Origin of the sequence: Acinetobacter sp. YQ_14, assembly GCF_043102985.1 — a bacterium.
In the GTDB taxonomy this organism is placed as follows: domain Bacteria; phylum Pseudomonadota; class Gammaproteobacteria; order Pseudomonadales; family Moraxellaceae; genus Acinetobacter; species Acinetobacter venetianus.
The window spans coordinates 121,571-136,703 of record NZ_JBICJJ010000021.1 but is presented as its reverse complement, the minus strand read 5'-3'; the positions used below and the strand labels follow the sequence as shown (position 1 = coordinate 136,703).

Here is a 15,133-nt window from a genome sequence, read left to right as displayed (position 1 = left end):
CGCTTGCAACCCCCTTTTTTATTTTTTATTATCGAGTGAACATTTTTAAGCCAAATTTACATTTCTTCTTATATTTTTCGAGCGAATTTGTTTTAATACTATGAGAACAACTAAATTGTATTCCTCATATATATGTTTTGCGTTAAGTGACGCAATCATTTTAATGACTGTATTTCGCTCTAACAGCGATTAAGGACTTATATGCATTACTCGAATTTTATCTTGCTTGGATTGCTAACTGCTGGAGCATGTTCATCCGCATTCGCACAAGAGACATCCAATGAAACAGCAGATCAAACTAATGCTGTAAGCACTCAAGTTGTTACAGAGCAGAAGCCTTCTACTATTCAGGCTATCAAAGATTTAAAGCATCTCACTAAAAATGATTTAAAAGTGAATGCAAATGCCGCTCAACCAGATTCAGTTAAAGATCCATTACAACCGTTGAACCGTCAGTTTTATGCTTTCAATGACATGGTAGACCGTAATGTATTAAAGCCTGTTGCAATTCAATATGTCGCAAAAGTTCCTGAACAAGTTCGTAGTCCTTATCGTCAGTTCCGAAAAAACCTAGGTGAGCCGTGGAATGCAGTAAACCAATTAATTCAAGGCCGCCCAGCTCGTGCGGCTAAAACTTTAGGTCGTTTTACCGTAAATACATTAACGACTTTAGGTTTCGCAGATCCTGCTCGTCGATTAGGCTTACCAACCGAAGAAGAAAGCTTTGGTGTGACTTTAGGTTATTATGGTATTCCATCCGGCCCATACGTTATGTTGCCGTTCTTTGGCCCAAGCACTTTTCGTGATGGCTTTGGTTTAGCAGCTGATAGCTATGGTCGCCCGCAAAAATATTTACTGGATGATCAAGAAGGAATTTACTGGTCAACCAATGTATTGCAAGCTATCGATGCTCGCTCTCAAATTTTGGATATTGAAGAAAGTCTGCAAGGTGATAAATATTCAATGATTCGCGATTTTTATTTACAACGCAAAGCATTCCAAATCGCGGAGAAACGTGGTGATTCGAATGATATCTCTTTCGTTGGGGATAGCGATGATTTAGATGATGCTTCATCTGAAGAACAATGATGTATCGCAATCAACATTTACAAACTTCTGTATTGTCAGCACGTTTAACTGCTGGCAATGCTTTGATTTAAGTCATCTTTCATCTATGATGAATTTATAATGATCATACAAAGGATTGGCTATTCATCTATGTATTTCATTCAACCCACGCGTTCCATACCTTGTTTAGATCAAGCTTTAACAGAGTTACCAAGTTTGCAAATCATTCAAATTGATGACTTGGATTTATACGATCAAACAATTATTGCTATTGCTGATGTACAAGATTTTTTAAAATATCAATGGAAATTACCAACAATTGTTCTTGCATTTGAACATGAAGGTGCAGCATTGGCACAGGCCTGGGAGCAAGGTGCTTTAGCGGGTTGGGTTTGGGATAATTTGCCTAAAAATCCTGTTCACTCTTTATTTAAGATAGATGCACAATATAAGCGTAATCAAGATAGTAGGGATTTACCCTCTGCTGCTGAATTACAAAAACGTCTTTTGCCCAATCCAATTGAACTACCAAATTATCAATTTGAATCTTTTTTCCAACCATCAGCCTATTTATCTGGTGATTGGTATGACTATTGGAAGTTAAATGATCATGAAGTGCTTTTTTATTTAGCAGATGTATCTGGTCATGGCGTCACAAGTAGTTTACTGACCTCATGGATGGCTGCTTTTCATGGCCGTTCAAAAACACCTCGTCAACTCATTCAAAAACTGAATGCAATGTTAGTTCAAGAAAATATTGAAAAACATATCACCATGGTTGCAGGTACATTAAACCTCAAAACCAATACCGTTTGTTGGTCTAGTGCAGGCCACTACCCTCCTCCAATTATTTTAGAACAGAACCGACCACCAAAAATTTTAACAACAAGTAGCTTTCCTCTAGGTTTAACTGAAGACTTAGAAGTTGAAGAACATCATTGTGTATTAAGCCATCACTCTCGGTTTATTTTGTGTTCAGATGGTGCTCTAGAGCCTTTTGATGGTGGACTCAATGATCAGTTCAACCAATTGGTCGAACATCTACAAAATGATTCATTTCAAGCACCAGATCATGTAGCAGATGATATTGCAATTCTCAGCATATGCCGAATGAATTAATATAAAAATCAAAAAGTTATTTTTTTAAAAGCATCTAACCACTTGTGTCTAGAATATCACTATGGGATAATTTTATATCCTTTCTCTGAAAATGGCATTTATATGTCAACAGGTCATGTTGAATATGCAAGTTTGAACGGAACGCATATTTTCAAGCTTATTGGCGAAGTCCGTGCTCATTCTTGTATAAGTTTAGACAAACTACTCAACAAGATTGAACAACAGCAAAATGTTGTTGGCGCAATCGTTGATTTAACCCAAACGACGTTTATTGACAGCACTGTTTTAGGTGTACTTGCAAAATTAGGTTTAAAGCTTAAACAAGTTCATCATATCCAAGCAGTTATGCTATCAACGAATCCAGATATTACAACCTTGGCCAACAGCATGGGGCTAGGGCAGGTTTTTGTGATTTTAAATTACTGTGGTGATCCAAGTGTTTGTACTTTAGAGTTGACTGAAGAACAACATGTCACCCACAGTGCAATGTTAAACACGGTTCTTGATGCACATAAAACACTTATGCGCTTAAACGAAAATAATCAAAATATGTTTGAACCTCTAGTTAAACAATTGCAGAAAGAACAAGATTGTTTAAATCACGATGTACAAAAACAAAATGCTTGATCGTTAAACTAACTATCGAGGCACCTACATGACCTTATTTGCTGTTTCCCAAATGAACTCTCAAAATGACATTGAAGCGAACTTCGTTGTCATTGAATCATTGATCCAGCAAAGTAAGGCTCAAGGTGCAGAACTCATCGTATTTCCTGAAAATTTCGTCTGCTTTGCTGCGGGTAAACAACGCGAAACGGCTGAACAATTTGAAAGTATTCAAGCTCGCTTAGAGCAACTTGCACATCGTTATGAAATTTGGATCATTGCAGGCACTCTGCCATGTCCTTTTCGCCCAAATGGCTCAATAATTACCGATAGTCGAGTTCGTACAGTTAGTCTATGCATTAGTCCAGAGAGAACAGAGGCTCGTTACGATAAGATTCACTTATTTGATGTGCAAGTCAGTGATGCTGTCGGAGGATATCAAGAGTCTAAATTCTTTGAGCCTGGCGAAGACGTTATTGTTGCAAAAACACCTTTTGGTCATATTGGTTTAATGGTTTGCTATGACTTACGTTTTCCAGAGCTTGCCTTAACACTACGCCAACACGGTGCCAACATATTAACTGCACCAGCAGCCTTCACCTATACAACAGGACAGTTACATTGGCAATTGTTGCTACAAGCGCGTGCGATGGATAGCCAATGTTATGTTTTAGGCGCAGCGCAGCAAGGTTGGCACGGCGAAAAGCGTCAAACATGGGGTCATTCAGGAATTACTGATAGTCGTGGTCAGTTATTGCAAATGGTCAATCATGAAGGTACTGGGTTAATTACCAGCGCTTTTGAACTTGAAGAACAAGAAATTGTGCGTTCATCAATGCCTCTAATGCAACATCGTCGAATCATCAACTACTAAATTCTTCTAAATCATTTATAAAACTTTCACTTTTTGACTCTAGCAGTCAATTTTTATGTAGCTATAAAAACTATGATCATGATTTAATAAGCATTATTCATCATCGTAGAACAAAATAAATACGTTCTGCTTGTAAGTTGATGTACCCTTCGCCACTCACAGCAATTAAGTTTTATTCATGTTTAAATTTATTCCTATTTTATTTTTTATAGGGGCAGCCGCACAAATCCATACTGCATCAGCAAATACAGAGGTTGATGTGGTTAGTTCTTCTTTACCTACTCCACAAAATTTATCACTGAACTTTTTTGGTCAATGGATTATTGGATGGGGAACAGGTGCTGAGGGTGCAAGACAACGTTTGAGTAGCATTCAACGTGAAGATGTTGAGATCATTAAGCAAAAAGGTACAACTTTAGAAATGATCAAAGCATGGCAAGAGTATTATGAACAAGAAGCACAGAAAAGTTTGGATAATCCAACCGCACGTTATCGAGCACGTTTGATGAAAAGAATCGCTGAATTTTGGTAGTTAAAATATCTGCATAAGTACGATCAGCATTCAAACGCTTCGTTATTTTTTATTTTAATCACCTGCAAACGCTTTAGCTATTCGTAGATCAAGATATACTTAATTGAATTGAAATCATTTAGAGATGTACATGGGCGAAGAACATAATCAACTGTTACTCGATAATCAGTTATGTTTTCTAATTTACTCGACCAATCTTGCCCTGCATCATGTATATCGCCAATTACTCGCACCACTTGGTCTGACTTATCCTCAATATCTTGTTATGCTCGTGCTTTGGGAAAAAGATCAGCTTACTGTGTCCGAAATCGGTGAAAGATTATTTCTTGAATCCTCTACCCTAACACCTCTACTGAAAAAACTAGAAACATTAAAATTAATTACTCGCCAACGTTCTACAAAAGATGAAAGACAAGTGATTATTACCCTAACTGGTCAGGGTGAAAAACTACAAGAACAAGCAATTGATATACCGAATCAAATTGCTCAAGCAGCCTCATGCACCCCTGCAACTCTATCTGAACTAAAACAGCAGCTCTCAGAACTGCGTCTTAATCTGACAAAATAATATACAAATTTACAAACCAATAACTTGTTTTTTAATTTATATCGTGTACGATTTAATTGTAAACAACATTTATTTAAAGGTAAGAACAAATGTCTCTAGAACAAGTCGTTTATCGTGCGAAAGCTAAAGCAACTGGTGGTCGTGATGGCCGTGCAACATCATCAGATGGTGTACTAGATGTTAAATTAGGTGTACCTAAAGAAATGGGTGGTGCAGGTGGTGAAGTCAGCAATCCAGAACAACTTTTTGCTGCGGGCTATTCTGCATGTTTCTTAGGTGCTATGAAATTTGTTGCAAACCGCGATAAATTTAAAATTAGTAAAGATGCATACGTTGAAGGCGAAGTGGGCATTGGCCCTATTCCAAATGGTTTCGGCATCGAAGTGACTTTAAATGTCTATTTGATTGGTATGGAACAGGCCGAAGCAGAACAACTTGTCGCAGCTGCTCATATTGTTTGCCCATATTCAAATGCAACACGCAATAATATTGATGTGAATTTCAATATTGTGACAACAGCTTAATTTTTAAGATAAAAAAAGCATGGTTAACCATGCTTTTTTAAATATTGAACTGATTTATTCTTCCGCAGCTTCGTTAGTGACACGTAAAACTTCCTCTAAAGTCGTTTTACCTGCCATAACTTTTAGTAAACCATCATCACGAATGGATGCTGCCTGACGTCGAGCATGATTTTCTAACTCATATTCTGCCGCATTGCCATGAATCAAACGACGCATAGATTCATCAACAGGCACAATTTCATAAATCGCTGTTCGTCCACTAAAACCAACATGAGAGCATTTTTCGCAACCATGGGGTTCTGGTAGTTCTAGATGTTCGTCTACTTTTAAGTGTTGGAAAACTTGACGTTCAAAATCATCTGCTTTGCGCCATGTTACACAATGAGGACAGAGTGTTCGAACGAGACGTTGTGCAATAACACCGATTAATGAACTTGCAAGCAAGAATGGTTCAATACCCATATCTTTCAAACGCGTCACTGCACCAATCGCAGTATTGGTGTGCAGTGTAGATAAGACCAAGTGACCTGTTAGAGATGCTTGCACCGCAATTTCAGCAGTTTCAAGATCACGAATCTCACCAACCATCACCACATCCGGATCTTGACGTAACATTGCTTTTAACGCACGCGCAAAGGTCATATCAACCTTGGTATTGACTTGTGTCTGACCAATCCCCTCCAATTGATATTCTATAGGATCTTCGGCTGTCAAAATATTACGTGTATTATCATTTAGATCAGATAATGCTGCGTATAAAGTCGTCGTTTTACCCGAACCCGTAGGCCCTGTAACCAAGATGATGCCATGCGGACGATGTACCAACTGCGTCAGTCGTTCATAGTCATTCTGCATTAAGCCCAAATGCGTCATATTCAAACGGCCCGCTTGCTTATCCAGCAAACGCATCACCACACGTTCACCATGAGAAGATGGTAACGTTGATACACGCACATCGACTTCACGACCAGCCAAACGTAAAGAAATACGACCATCTTGAGGAACACGCTTTTCAGCGATATCCAGTTTAGCCATCACTTTGATACGAGACACAAGCAAAGGTGCAAGTTCACGGCGCGGTTGCACGATCTCTCGTAATTGACCATCGACACGCAACCGTACAGAAAGCTTCTTTTCAAAGGCTTCAATATGGATATCCGATGCACTAACACGAATCGCCTCCGACAATAACGCATTAATCAAACGAACAATCGGCGCATCATCTTCTTGATCCATTAAGTCTTCAGCTTCAGGAACTTGATCTGCCAAACTCAATAAATCAGGATGATCTTCCAAACCTGCTGCAACCTGTTGAGATTCGCCAGTATCACCAGCATAGCTAGAACTTAATAAGGCATGGAACTCTTGATCTGTACAAAGTTGATCATGAGCAGCTTTCCCCAAAATTCGACGAGCTTCCTGCAAAGCAATACGTGCGGTGTCCTTCCGTCGCACGATAAAAACTTGATCACCTTCATAACGCAGTAAAACGCCATGTCTTTTCGCAAAACTATAAGGAATTTGTATTTGTTTAAGTATTTGCATCACAAATTATAATGATGAAAGGGATAGTTGAGTGTACTCTAAGCAGATTACAGCGTGAAGTCTGTTTAGCATACTCACAAAGGAATTTTGCATCTTGTCTCAAAATAATCAATATGAAATGCCCCATTCCGACACTTTGAAGTGGTGGGGTGAACAACAGTTTGAAATACAACAAGCCAAAGCTTGGCAATTCGGTTCGCTGCTATTTCGCCTGACTCGCGGCATTAAAGAATGGCGCTTGGAATATCATCGCCCTTTTACCCAACATGATTACGAGCAACATTGGCAAGTATTAAACGATACTGAATTTGCGATGCCAAAACCCGCCAGCATTGAACGATACATGTTTCAAAAAACGAATGATTCATTCCTGTTAATGCCGCGTTTGGCTGATCGTTCAGTGGTAATTAAACCCGTTGATCCGATCTATATTCCTGCTGGGCAGCGAGGAACACTGTATATCAGCACGCCTCTTTGGATTGCAGGTTTAGTTGATGGTATTTCAGAGCCTCTTTTTGAAGTTCCAGTGATCCAACCTAAAGATACTTGGTTTGGTAAAGATGCTCAACATGGTGAAATCTGCTATGCAACATCTGTCGACGGTCGCACTGATTTAAATCTGTTAAAGCCACGTGCTTTTAGAGCAGTTACTCCAATTGAATTCCACAACATTAGTCAACATCAATTACGGTTTGATCGTATGAATGTTCCCGTCCCTGCACTACCGTTATTTTATAGTGAAGAAACAGGCAGACTCTGGACTTCTCAAATCAAAGTGTATTATGAAGGGGCAGATCAACCCGCGCGCATTCGTATTGAGAATAAAACACCAACCCAAGCTGGGGCTGTGACCTATGTCCATCCACCACGCGCACCAGGTGGTAACTTATTCAATATGTTTGATTCATTCTTTTAAGAGGTTGATATGGCGCAAACCAATATTCCTAAGGATGTCGCATCTAGCTTTACTGGCATCTTTACCAATATTAATTTAGAACGACTCAGTGAAATCACTGTTGCCGTGATTCTGTGCTTTATCGGCTTTGTCATCGCACGTTTGATATCGAATGCATTTATTCGAACGATTGGTAGCCGCTTTAATGCACATCAACGCTTGTTATGGCGTAGAGGTATTTTCTATTTTATTTTCCTACTCTTTATCATGACTAGCTTGAGAGAAGCAGGATTTAAAATCAGTGTCTTCTTGGGTGCAGCGGGTATCTTAACTGTGGCTTTGGGTTTCGCCTCTCAGACTTCCGCATCCAATTTAATTAGTGGACTGTTTTTGATTGGTGAAGGTTCTTTCGAAGTTGGCGATACCATTCAAATCACATTGATTCGTGGACAAACGATAGAAGGTGAAGTGATCTCAATTGATTTACTCTCTGTGAAATTACTCACATTGGATAATGTTTATATTCGACTGCCGAACGAACAACTCATTCGAACTCCAGTCATGAATTTATCCAAATATCCAATTCGGCGTATCCCAATTACGCTTGCCATCAATTTCCATGAAGACATCATCAAAGTTAGACAAGTACTGTTAGACGTTGCAAATAGATACCCATATGTAATGGATGATCCTAAACCTGCTGTGACTGTTACAGCATTTAAAGAGTCATCGATTGAGATCCTTTTTGCGGTCTGGTGTCGTCAAGAAAACTATATTCAAGTGCGGGATGAAATGCAGGAACGCATCCGTAACGGTTTCCTTGATAATGAAATTGAGATTCCAGTACCGAAGATGGGGCTAATTGACCGACCTCAACCCTTAGCAAATGATGAAATAGATCAATATGCGAATCAGAAAGCACTGAAACGTGAAGGTAAAGAGAGCTAATCAGCTCTCTTTTTTATTTTCACTCAAGGTCGGTGGTAAAGGTGCTAAATATGCAATCACCAGCATGACGATACCCGATCCAATAAATGAAATCACTCGAGTTAAAGTTCCACTTTGCGATAAGTCTAATAATAATAGTTTCAATACAACAATTGCTAGCAATGCCGCACCGACAAACCAAATTTGGCGAATATGACGACGACTGGAAAAAGTCATTAGGATGAATGCCAAAATTACCCAGAGTAACGTCAAACTCAGCTGAACATCACCATTTGACCAAATTGCACCACCCCATAATGGTGTTCCAAGATAATGATGCATTGTACGCACAACAACACTGCTCAGTACAAATAAACCTGTCAAAATCGTCGCTACTTTAAAACCCCACTCAATTGACGATTCGACATTGAAGTCATGATGGTAAATTACCCAGAGTACACCGATGAACATCAACAAGCTCAATAAGTCTGTTGGGTTCAGCACTGGCAAGAAATAGAATTGTGTTGCTGAATATGGGTCAATATTCACAATCACCAGCCAAAATAAAGTAAGACACCAAATCGGGAGCTGCTGAAGTTGTTGGATTCTATTGGAATAAAATAACCACAGTCCGTACACAGCAGGGACTATCGCCAAGGCAACAATAGGAATGATTGGGAAAATCGCTAAACCAATGATTGCTAAACTTAGCCATAGCAGAGTCGCACTGATCATGAGTAATGTTTTTGATGACGTCGATTGCAAACTGATCAATGTTCCTGCAAGAACAATCGCCGTTACGGCAAACGTTATTTGCGTTAAAGCACTCGGCCAATGCCAAATTACATAAACATTTGCAGCAAAGCTCTCTCCGTACAATAAAAATAACAATCCACTCAACAAAATCAATTGTACGTTATGCCATTGCATCCTAGATTTGAATTGAACAACCAAACTAAATAAAGCCAAACAGATAGTTGAGATCATCAAATAAGGACTTAAGCCATAATGTTGCCAATGCAGATACTCAACACCTGCAACTGCGCCTGCATACATCCCTAAAGCGAGGAAAACACCACTCAACATGCGTGCACTAAAATATTTTTCAACTTCTTGATAATGCAATAAATAGAAAGCCGAAATAAATTGAGCCGAAGCATAAATAACTGTACTTAAAATCGGGAAATGATCATTTGACCAAGCTTGGAATAACAATGCGACTGAGCTGAGTAACACCAAAGCCACGCCAAGATAACGACTTAAACGATAACGTTCAGTCACTCCCCAAACAATCAGTGCTGTGCCCTGAATCACCCAACCCACAGATGTCCAATGCGCTCCTTTCGCAAGTGGGAAAATCAGTGCAGTAAATACCATGGCAAGAATAAAAAAGCTTTTTGCCAAGATCAAAAGTTGTGGATGCTGACGTTTAATCCAAACATGCAACAAAGTATAAGTTAAACTTAGAACAGCAGCTCCAATCGTAAGTGCCTGTGTTGAGTTATGCATCAGATAGGCGTGTAGTGAAAAACCCAATACAGGTACACTAAAAATCAATCCAACGTCTAAGATAGGCTGCAAACGTTGAGCTTTGGGTTCCACCTCTTTAATTTGATTTTGAGCACGTAGCATTAATTGACTATATCGAATACTCAACCAAATAAATAACCCAATATGCAACCATAAAATCCAGTCTAAGGTATCGAATTGATGCGTCTCTGCATAAATCCCAATCGTTGTACCACCAATAAACATCGTGGCAAAAAATGCAATTTGGTGCAGGATTTTCCAAGGTTGAATAAAATTAACCGCAGCCACGGCTAAATTAATCAAAAAGTAATAGCCAAATAAGAAAATCACATCAGGATGATTCTGTGGAATAAGTAATGGTGCAAGATAAGCCATTGTTAATGCCAACATGGCCAAATATAACGCTTGCTGCTTTAAACTTAGGTAAACAGTTGCTAATAATAAAATGACAAATAAACTACTGGCTGTACTTAGATTGGAAATTACAGCGAAATGATGTGAAAAAATAAGTGTCAGAAACACAACGGCTAAACCAAGCCCCTGCAATGCGACCGCAAATAGTTGATTCTTTTTTTGCAACCAATAACCAGCAATAGTCGTCACAATCGCTGCACTGGTAATAAATCCCAGCTTCACGCCCAAACTAAGCTGCCAATGCTCACTGGCAAAACGTAATAATAAAACGATTCCCACCATCAACACGGCAACAGCGACTCTTAAAATAGGATTACCATGAATCATCCAATCGATCGCAGGTTGCCACCAAGCAGGTTGTTTTCGCGTCGTTTCAGGATATTCAGAAATTAGATTTTCATTAGTTTGTTTTTGTGGAATCGCTTGATCAGTTTGCATCCAAGTCGGATGATGATCATTTGCAAGCTCATTTGAAGTGTAGGTTGATGCAAGCTCATGATTTTGATTAGCAATAGAAGGAATAGAAGCCTGTAACGTTGGCTTCTTAGCTTCAGCAGAATGTGTCGCGTATTGTTCTAAATGCAATAAACGTGTCTGAAATGAACTGATGGTTTGAATCAAGCACAACATCAGAACTAATAAGGCCCCACCCGCTAACCACATCCATGTATTGGCATAAGCAAATAAAGTAACTAATGCAGATGCATAGATCACCAACTTTTGCGAAGTAATACTCGTTGATTGGGCAAAATAGCTCAGTGCAGTGCGTTCAAGCTGCTGCAAACGCTGATGAATTTCAGAAAGTATGTGCACAATTGCAACGGTTAGTCCAATTGCTGAAGCAACGACAATACCTTGCCATCTAAAGGCAATTGCGCAACCCAACAACACAGTCAAAGCAACTAAGACAATGACAATTCCCTGTTTATCTTTTTTATACATGGACTTATATCAGTTCAGATAACTTCATTGCAGCTATATTACTTGATCAGTCCATAAGCAACCCACTTTACATACAAAATTCTGCAATTTTTAGACGACATGGCAAGTCGTATTGATCCACCTCGAAATAAGACAGGCATGACTTTTTCACGTAAAATACGCATCAGTTCATAATAAGGATTTGCACAATGCCACCTTTTGTCTTGGTCGACGGGTCATATTTTTTATTTCGTGCTTTTCACGCTCTGCCGCCATTAACAACATCTACTGGCTTACACACCAACGCAATTCGTGGTGCAATTTCTGCAATCCAAAAATTGATGCGCCGTACTCAACCGACGCACATGGCAGTTATTTTCGATACACCTGAGCCAACATTTCGTCATAAATTATCGCCGATTTATAAAGGCGATCGCCCAAGCATGCCTGAGGAATTGTCTCAACAAATCCCATATTTACATGCATTAATTAAAGCTCTAGGCATTCCTTTATACAGTCTGCCGGGTGCTGAAGCAGATGATATTATTGGAACACTTACCAAACATGCACTCTCGGAAGGTCATCATGTGCTCATCTCAACAGGTGACAAAGATATGGCGCAGTTGGTCAATGAGCATGTCAAACTTGAGGATAGTTTTAAAGAACGTGTACTCGATGAAGCGGGTGTTTTAGAAAAATTTGGTGTACATCCACATCAAATTATCGATTATCTCACCCTCATGGGTGACGCATCTGATGGCATCATGGGTGTCCCGGGTGTTGGTGCAAAAACAGCAGCAAAACTCCTGACTGAATATGGCTCATTAAACAATATCATCGCCAATGTTGATCAGCTCAAAGGCAAAATTAGCCAAAATATTAAAGATAACTTAGACAACATCAAAATTGATCATCAGTTGGCCAGCATTGTCTGCGATCTTGATTTAGCTTTAGATTGGCATGATCTTAAACTTTCAAATCCAAACGTCGATCAACTCCGTGATCTTTACACTGAACTAGAATTCCGTAATCAACTCCAGTCTTTGGATCATCCGAATAATCCAAACAGTTCTGCATATCAACAAACTTCAAAAAGTATCGTCAAAGCAGAACAAAAAACTGAACAAGTTGCCACCGAAGATCATGCCAATCTTTCTAGCCAAGATGATCAACTCGGTACAGCCACTTATCATACGGTACTCACTCAGCAAGATTGGGATGCATTGTTTCAACGCATGCAACAAGCTGATCACTTTGCAATTGATACAGAAACCACCAATCTCGATTATCGCTTTGCGGAATTGGTTGGTTTTTCTATCGCATTTGATGCGAATGATGCCTATTACGTACCTGTGGCACATGACTATGAAGGTGCACCTGAACAGCTTAATCGTGAGCAAGTTCTCGCTCAAATTAAACCCATTCTTGAAAATGACAACGTCAGAAAAATTGGTCATCATTTAAAATATGATGCACATATCTTTGCTAACCATGGTATTCATATTCAAGGTTGGTATTTCGATACCATGCTCGCTTCATATGTGTTCAATGCGGCTGCAACTCGACATGGTATGGATGATGTAGCACGAGTTTATCTCAGTCATCTCACGACAACTTTTGAGCAAATCGCTGGTAAAGGTGCAAAGCAAAAAACCTTTAATCAGATTGAACTCGAAATTGCAGCACATTACGCAGCCGAAGATGCCCATGTGACCTATCGTTTATATGAAGTACTTTCAGCAAAACTTAAAAGTCATCCTGAACTGGTCAATATCCTCCATAACATTGAAATGCCTGTGGCTCGCGTTTTGACAGGAATGGAAGAAGATGGGATTAAATTAGATCATCAATTTCTTGATCAACTCAGTGTCGAGTTTTCTGAAACGATGCAAACACTTGAGAATCAAGCGACTGAACTTGCAGGTGAAGCTTTTAATATCGCTTCGCCTAAACAAGTGGGTGAAGTTCTGTTTGATCGTCTCGGCCTCAAAGGTGGCAAAAAAACTGCCACTGGTCAATACAGCACCAGTGAAAGTATCTTAGAGAAAATAGAGCACCCACTAGCGGAAGTTATTTTAGAACATCGTGGGTTGGCGAAACTTAAAAATACCTATACAGATCGCTTAGTTGAGCAATCACATGATTCAACACATCGTGTGCATACTAGCTACCATCAAGCACTCACAGCGACAGGTCGTTTGTCTTCAACTGATCCAAACTTACAAAATATTCCAATCCGCACACCAATTGGTCGTCAGATTCGTAGAGCCTTTATTGCACCTGAAGGACGTGTGTTATTGGCGGCCGATTATTCACAAATCGAATTGCGTTTAATGGCACATTTTTCTCAAGACGATGCTTTAGTCCATGCATTCCAACAAGGTCAAGATGTACACCGTCGTACAGCATCTGAAGTATTGGGAATCGCCATTGAAGATGTGACCAATGATCAACGTCGTCAAGCCAAAGCCGTCAACTTTGGTCTACTTTATGGCATGTCTGAGTTTGGCTTAACTCGCCAACTTGGTTTTACTCGTGAAGAATCACGTAGCTATATTGCGCGTTACTTCCAACGCTATCCAGGTGTTTTGGACTATATGGAACGTACACGTCAGATTGCGCGTGAACAAGGTTTTGTCGAAACGATTTTAGGTCGTCGTCTGTATACACCTGACATTTTGGCAAGCAATAAAATGATTAAACAAGCGGCTGAACGTGCAGCAATTAATGCACCACTCCAAGGCAGTGCAGCGGATATCATTAAACTAGCGATGATCGCAGTTGATAAAGTATTACCTAAAGATCAAGCCAAGCTGTTATTACAAGTACATGATGAATTGGTCTTTGAAGCAGATGCAGCGATTGCAGATGAACTTTCTAAGCAAATTGCTGAAGTTATGCAATCTGTATTAGAAATTTCAGTGCCGTTTGTCGTTGAAGTCGGACAAGGTCTAAACTGGGACGCGGCCCACTAACATATAAGCTAAAAAAAGGGACTGTGTTGAACACAGTCCCTTTTTTTATTTTCAAACCAATTAAAGACCTGTTAATAATACCTTAGCGGCTTCATTCATTAAAATTTCAGCAACATATAATGCCAAGAATGCCAAAATTGGAGACAAATCGATCATGCCCATGTTTGGGAGCAACCGACGGAAAGGTGCAAGTAATGGTTCTGCAAGCTCTTGAATCACTTCAATATAAGGAGAGCGAGTTTGTGTAAACATCACTACCCAACTTAAAATAATGGTTGCAAAAATCAAATAACGACAGAAACGAATCAAATCTTGAATCATGGTCACAAAGGTTGTGATCACCAGATAAACTGCACTATGTGGCATTTGCCCTGACAAATACATCAAACCAAATATTTTCAGTAAGTAAAGAACAACCAACAGGGCTACAGCAGCCAAATTGACACGGCCCTTGCCTACTGTTGGAAAAATACGACTAAAAACATCTACAACCTTGGTGGCTTTCACTGTCGAAAGCACTACAGGGTTATAAGGACTTACTGCCGCCAATTGCATTAAAAAACGGAAAAAGACCAATAAAATTGCAACATTGATCAAAACACCAAAAATTAGCGCAGAACTTGCACCCATAATTG

The 15,133-nt window shown here is 39.5% G+C and carries 13 protein-coding genes; 10 read left to right on the top strand and 3 right to left on the bottom strand.

The genetic code is table 11. From position 1 onward, the window contains the following. The first annotated feature begins 201 nt into the window (after window positions 1-201). The 7 genes from ACF8D3_RS10905 (at window position 202) to ACF8D3_RS10875 (ending at window position 5,291) form a co-directional block, all read left to right on the top strand. Window positions 202-1,089 (top strand): VacJ family lipoprotein, encoded by an 888-nt coding sequence (locus ACF8D3_RS10905; RefSeq protein ID WP_286990315.1) that lies wholly within the window; start codon window positions 202-204, stop codon window positions 1,087-1,089. A gap of 129 nt (window positions 1,090-1,218) precedes the next feature. Then, window positions 1,219-2,187 (top strand): RsbU family protein phosphatase GigA, encoded by a 969-nt coding sequence (gigA, locus tag ACF8D3_RS10900; RefSeq protein ID WP_286941413.1) that lies wholly within the window; start codon window positions 1,219-1,221, stop codon window positions 2,185-2,187. Between the two features lie 102 nt (window positions 2,188-2,289). Continuing rightward, window positions 2,290-2,814 (top strand): anti-anti-sigma factor GigB, encoded by a 525-nt coding sequence (gene gigB, locus ACF8D3_RS10895; RefSeq protein WP_004881820.1) that lies wholly within the window; start codon window positions 2,290-2,292, stop codon window positions 2,812-2,814. Window positions 2,815-2,842: 28 nt separating this feature from the next. Beyond that, on the top strand, window positions 2,843-3,667 hold the full coding sequence (locus ACF8D3_RS10890) for a carbon-nitrogen hydrolase family protein (protein WP_286941357.1): 825 nt from the start codon (window positions 2,843-2,845) through the stop codon (window positions 3,665-3,667). A gap of 178 nt (window positions 3,668-3,845) precedes the next feature. Beyond that, a complete protein-coding gene (locus ACF8D3_RS10885) occupies window positions 3,846-4,199 on the top strand; it encodes a DUF4951 domain-containing protein (protein ID WP_007479575.1) in 354 nt (117 codons plus the stop codon). A gap of 130 nt (window positions 4,200-4,329) precedes the next feature. Continuing rightward, window positions 4,330-4,767, top strand: a complete 438-nt coding sequence (locus ACF8D3_RS10880; protein ID WP_004881814.1) for a MarR family winged helix-turn-helix transcriptional regulator — start codon at window positions 4,330-4,332, stop codon at window positions 4,765-4,767. A gap of 89 nt (window positions 4,768-4,856) precedes the next feature. Next, entirely contained in the window at window positions 4,857-5,291 is a 435-nt protein-coding gene (locus ACF8D3_RS10875) for an organic hydroperoxide resistance protein (RefSeq protein ID WP_286941359.1), read from the top strand. Between the two features lie 54 nt (window positions 5,292-5,345). Here ACF8D3_RS10875 and gspE read toward each other — a convergent pair whose 3' ends face one another. Further along, window positions 5,346-6,836, bottom strand: a complete 1,491-nt coding sequence (gspE, locus tag ACF8D3_RS10870; protein WP_007479572.1) for a type II secretion system ATPase GspE — start codon at window positions 6,834-6,836, stop codon at window positions 5,346-5,348. Window positions 6,837-6,930: 94 nt separating this feature from the next. Between gspE and ACF8D3_RS10865 the strand changes: the two genes are divergently transcribed. Next, window positions 6,931-7,752: a hypothetical protein gene (locus tag ACF8D3_RS10865; RefSeq protein ID WP_007479570.1), complete on the top strand. Its 822-nt coding sequence runs from the start codon at window positions 6,931-6,933 to the stop codon at window positions 7,750-7,752. 9 nt (window positions 7,753-7,761) lie between these two features. Continuing rightward, on the top strand, window positions 7,762-8,679 hold the full coding sequence (locus tag ACF8D3_RS10860; protein ID WP_007479568.1) for a mechanosensitive ion channel family protein: 918 nt from the start codon (window positions 7,762-7,764) through the stop codon (window positions 8,677-8,679). Here ACF8D3_RS10860 and ACF8D3_RS10855 read toward each other — a convergent pair whose 3' ends face one another. After that, on the bottom strand, window positions 8,680-11,544 hold the full coding sequence (locus tag ACF8D3_RS10855) for a DUF2339 domain-containing protein (protein WP_392471488.1): 2,865 nt from the start codon (window positions 11,542-11,544) through the stop codon (window positions 8,680-8,682). A gap of 188 nt (window positions 11,545-11,732) precedes the next feature. Between ACF8D3_RS10855 and polA the strand changes: the two genes are divergently transcribed. Then, a complete protein-coding gene (gene polA / locus ACF8D3_RS10850; protein WP_392471487.1) occupies window positions 11,733-14,498 on the top strand; it encodes a DNA polymerase I in 2,766 nt (921 codons plus the stop codon). Between the two features lie 60 nt (window positions 14,499-14,558). Here polA and ACF8D3_RS10845 read toward each other — a convergent pair whose 3' ends face one another. Next, window positions 14,559-15,128, bottom strand: a complete 570-nt coding sequence (locus ACF8D3_RS10845) for a YggT family protein (RefSeq protein ID WP_004881803.1) — start codon at window positions 15,126-15,128, stop codon at window positions 14,559-14,561. Window positions 15,129-15,133: the final 5 nt, after the last annotated feature.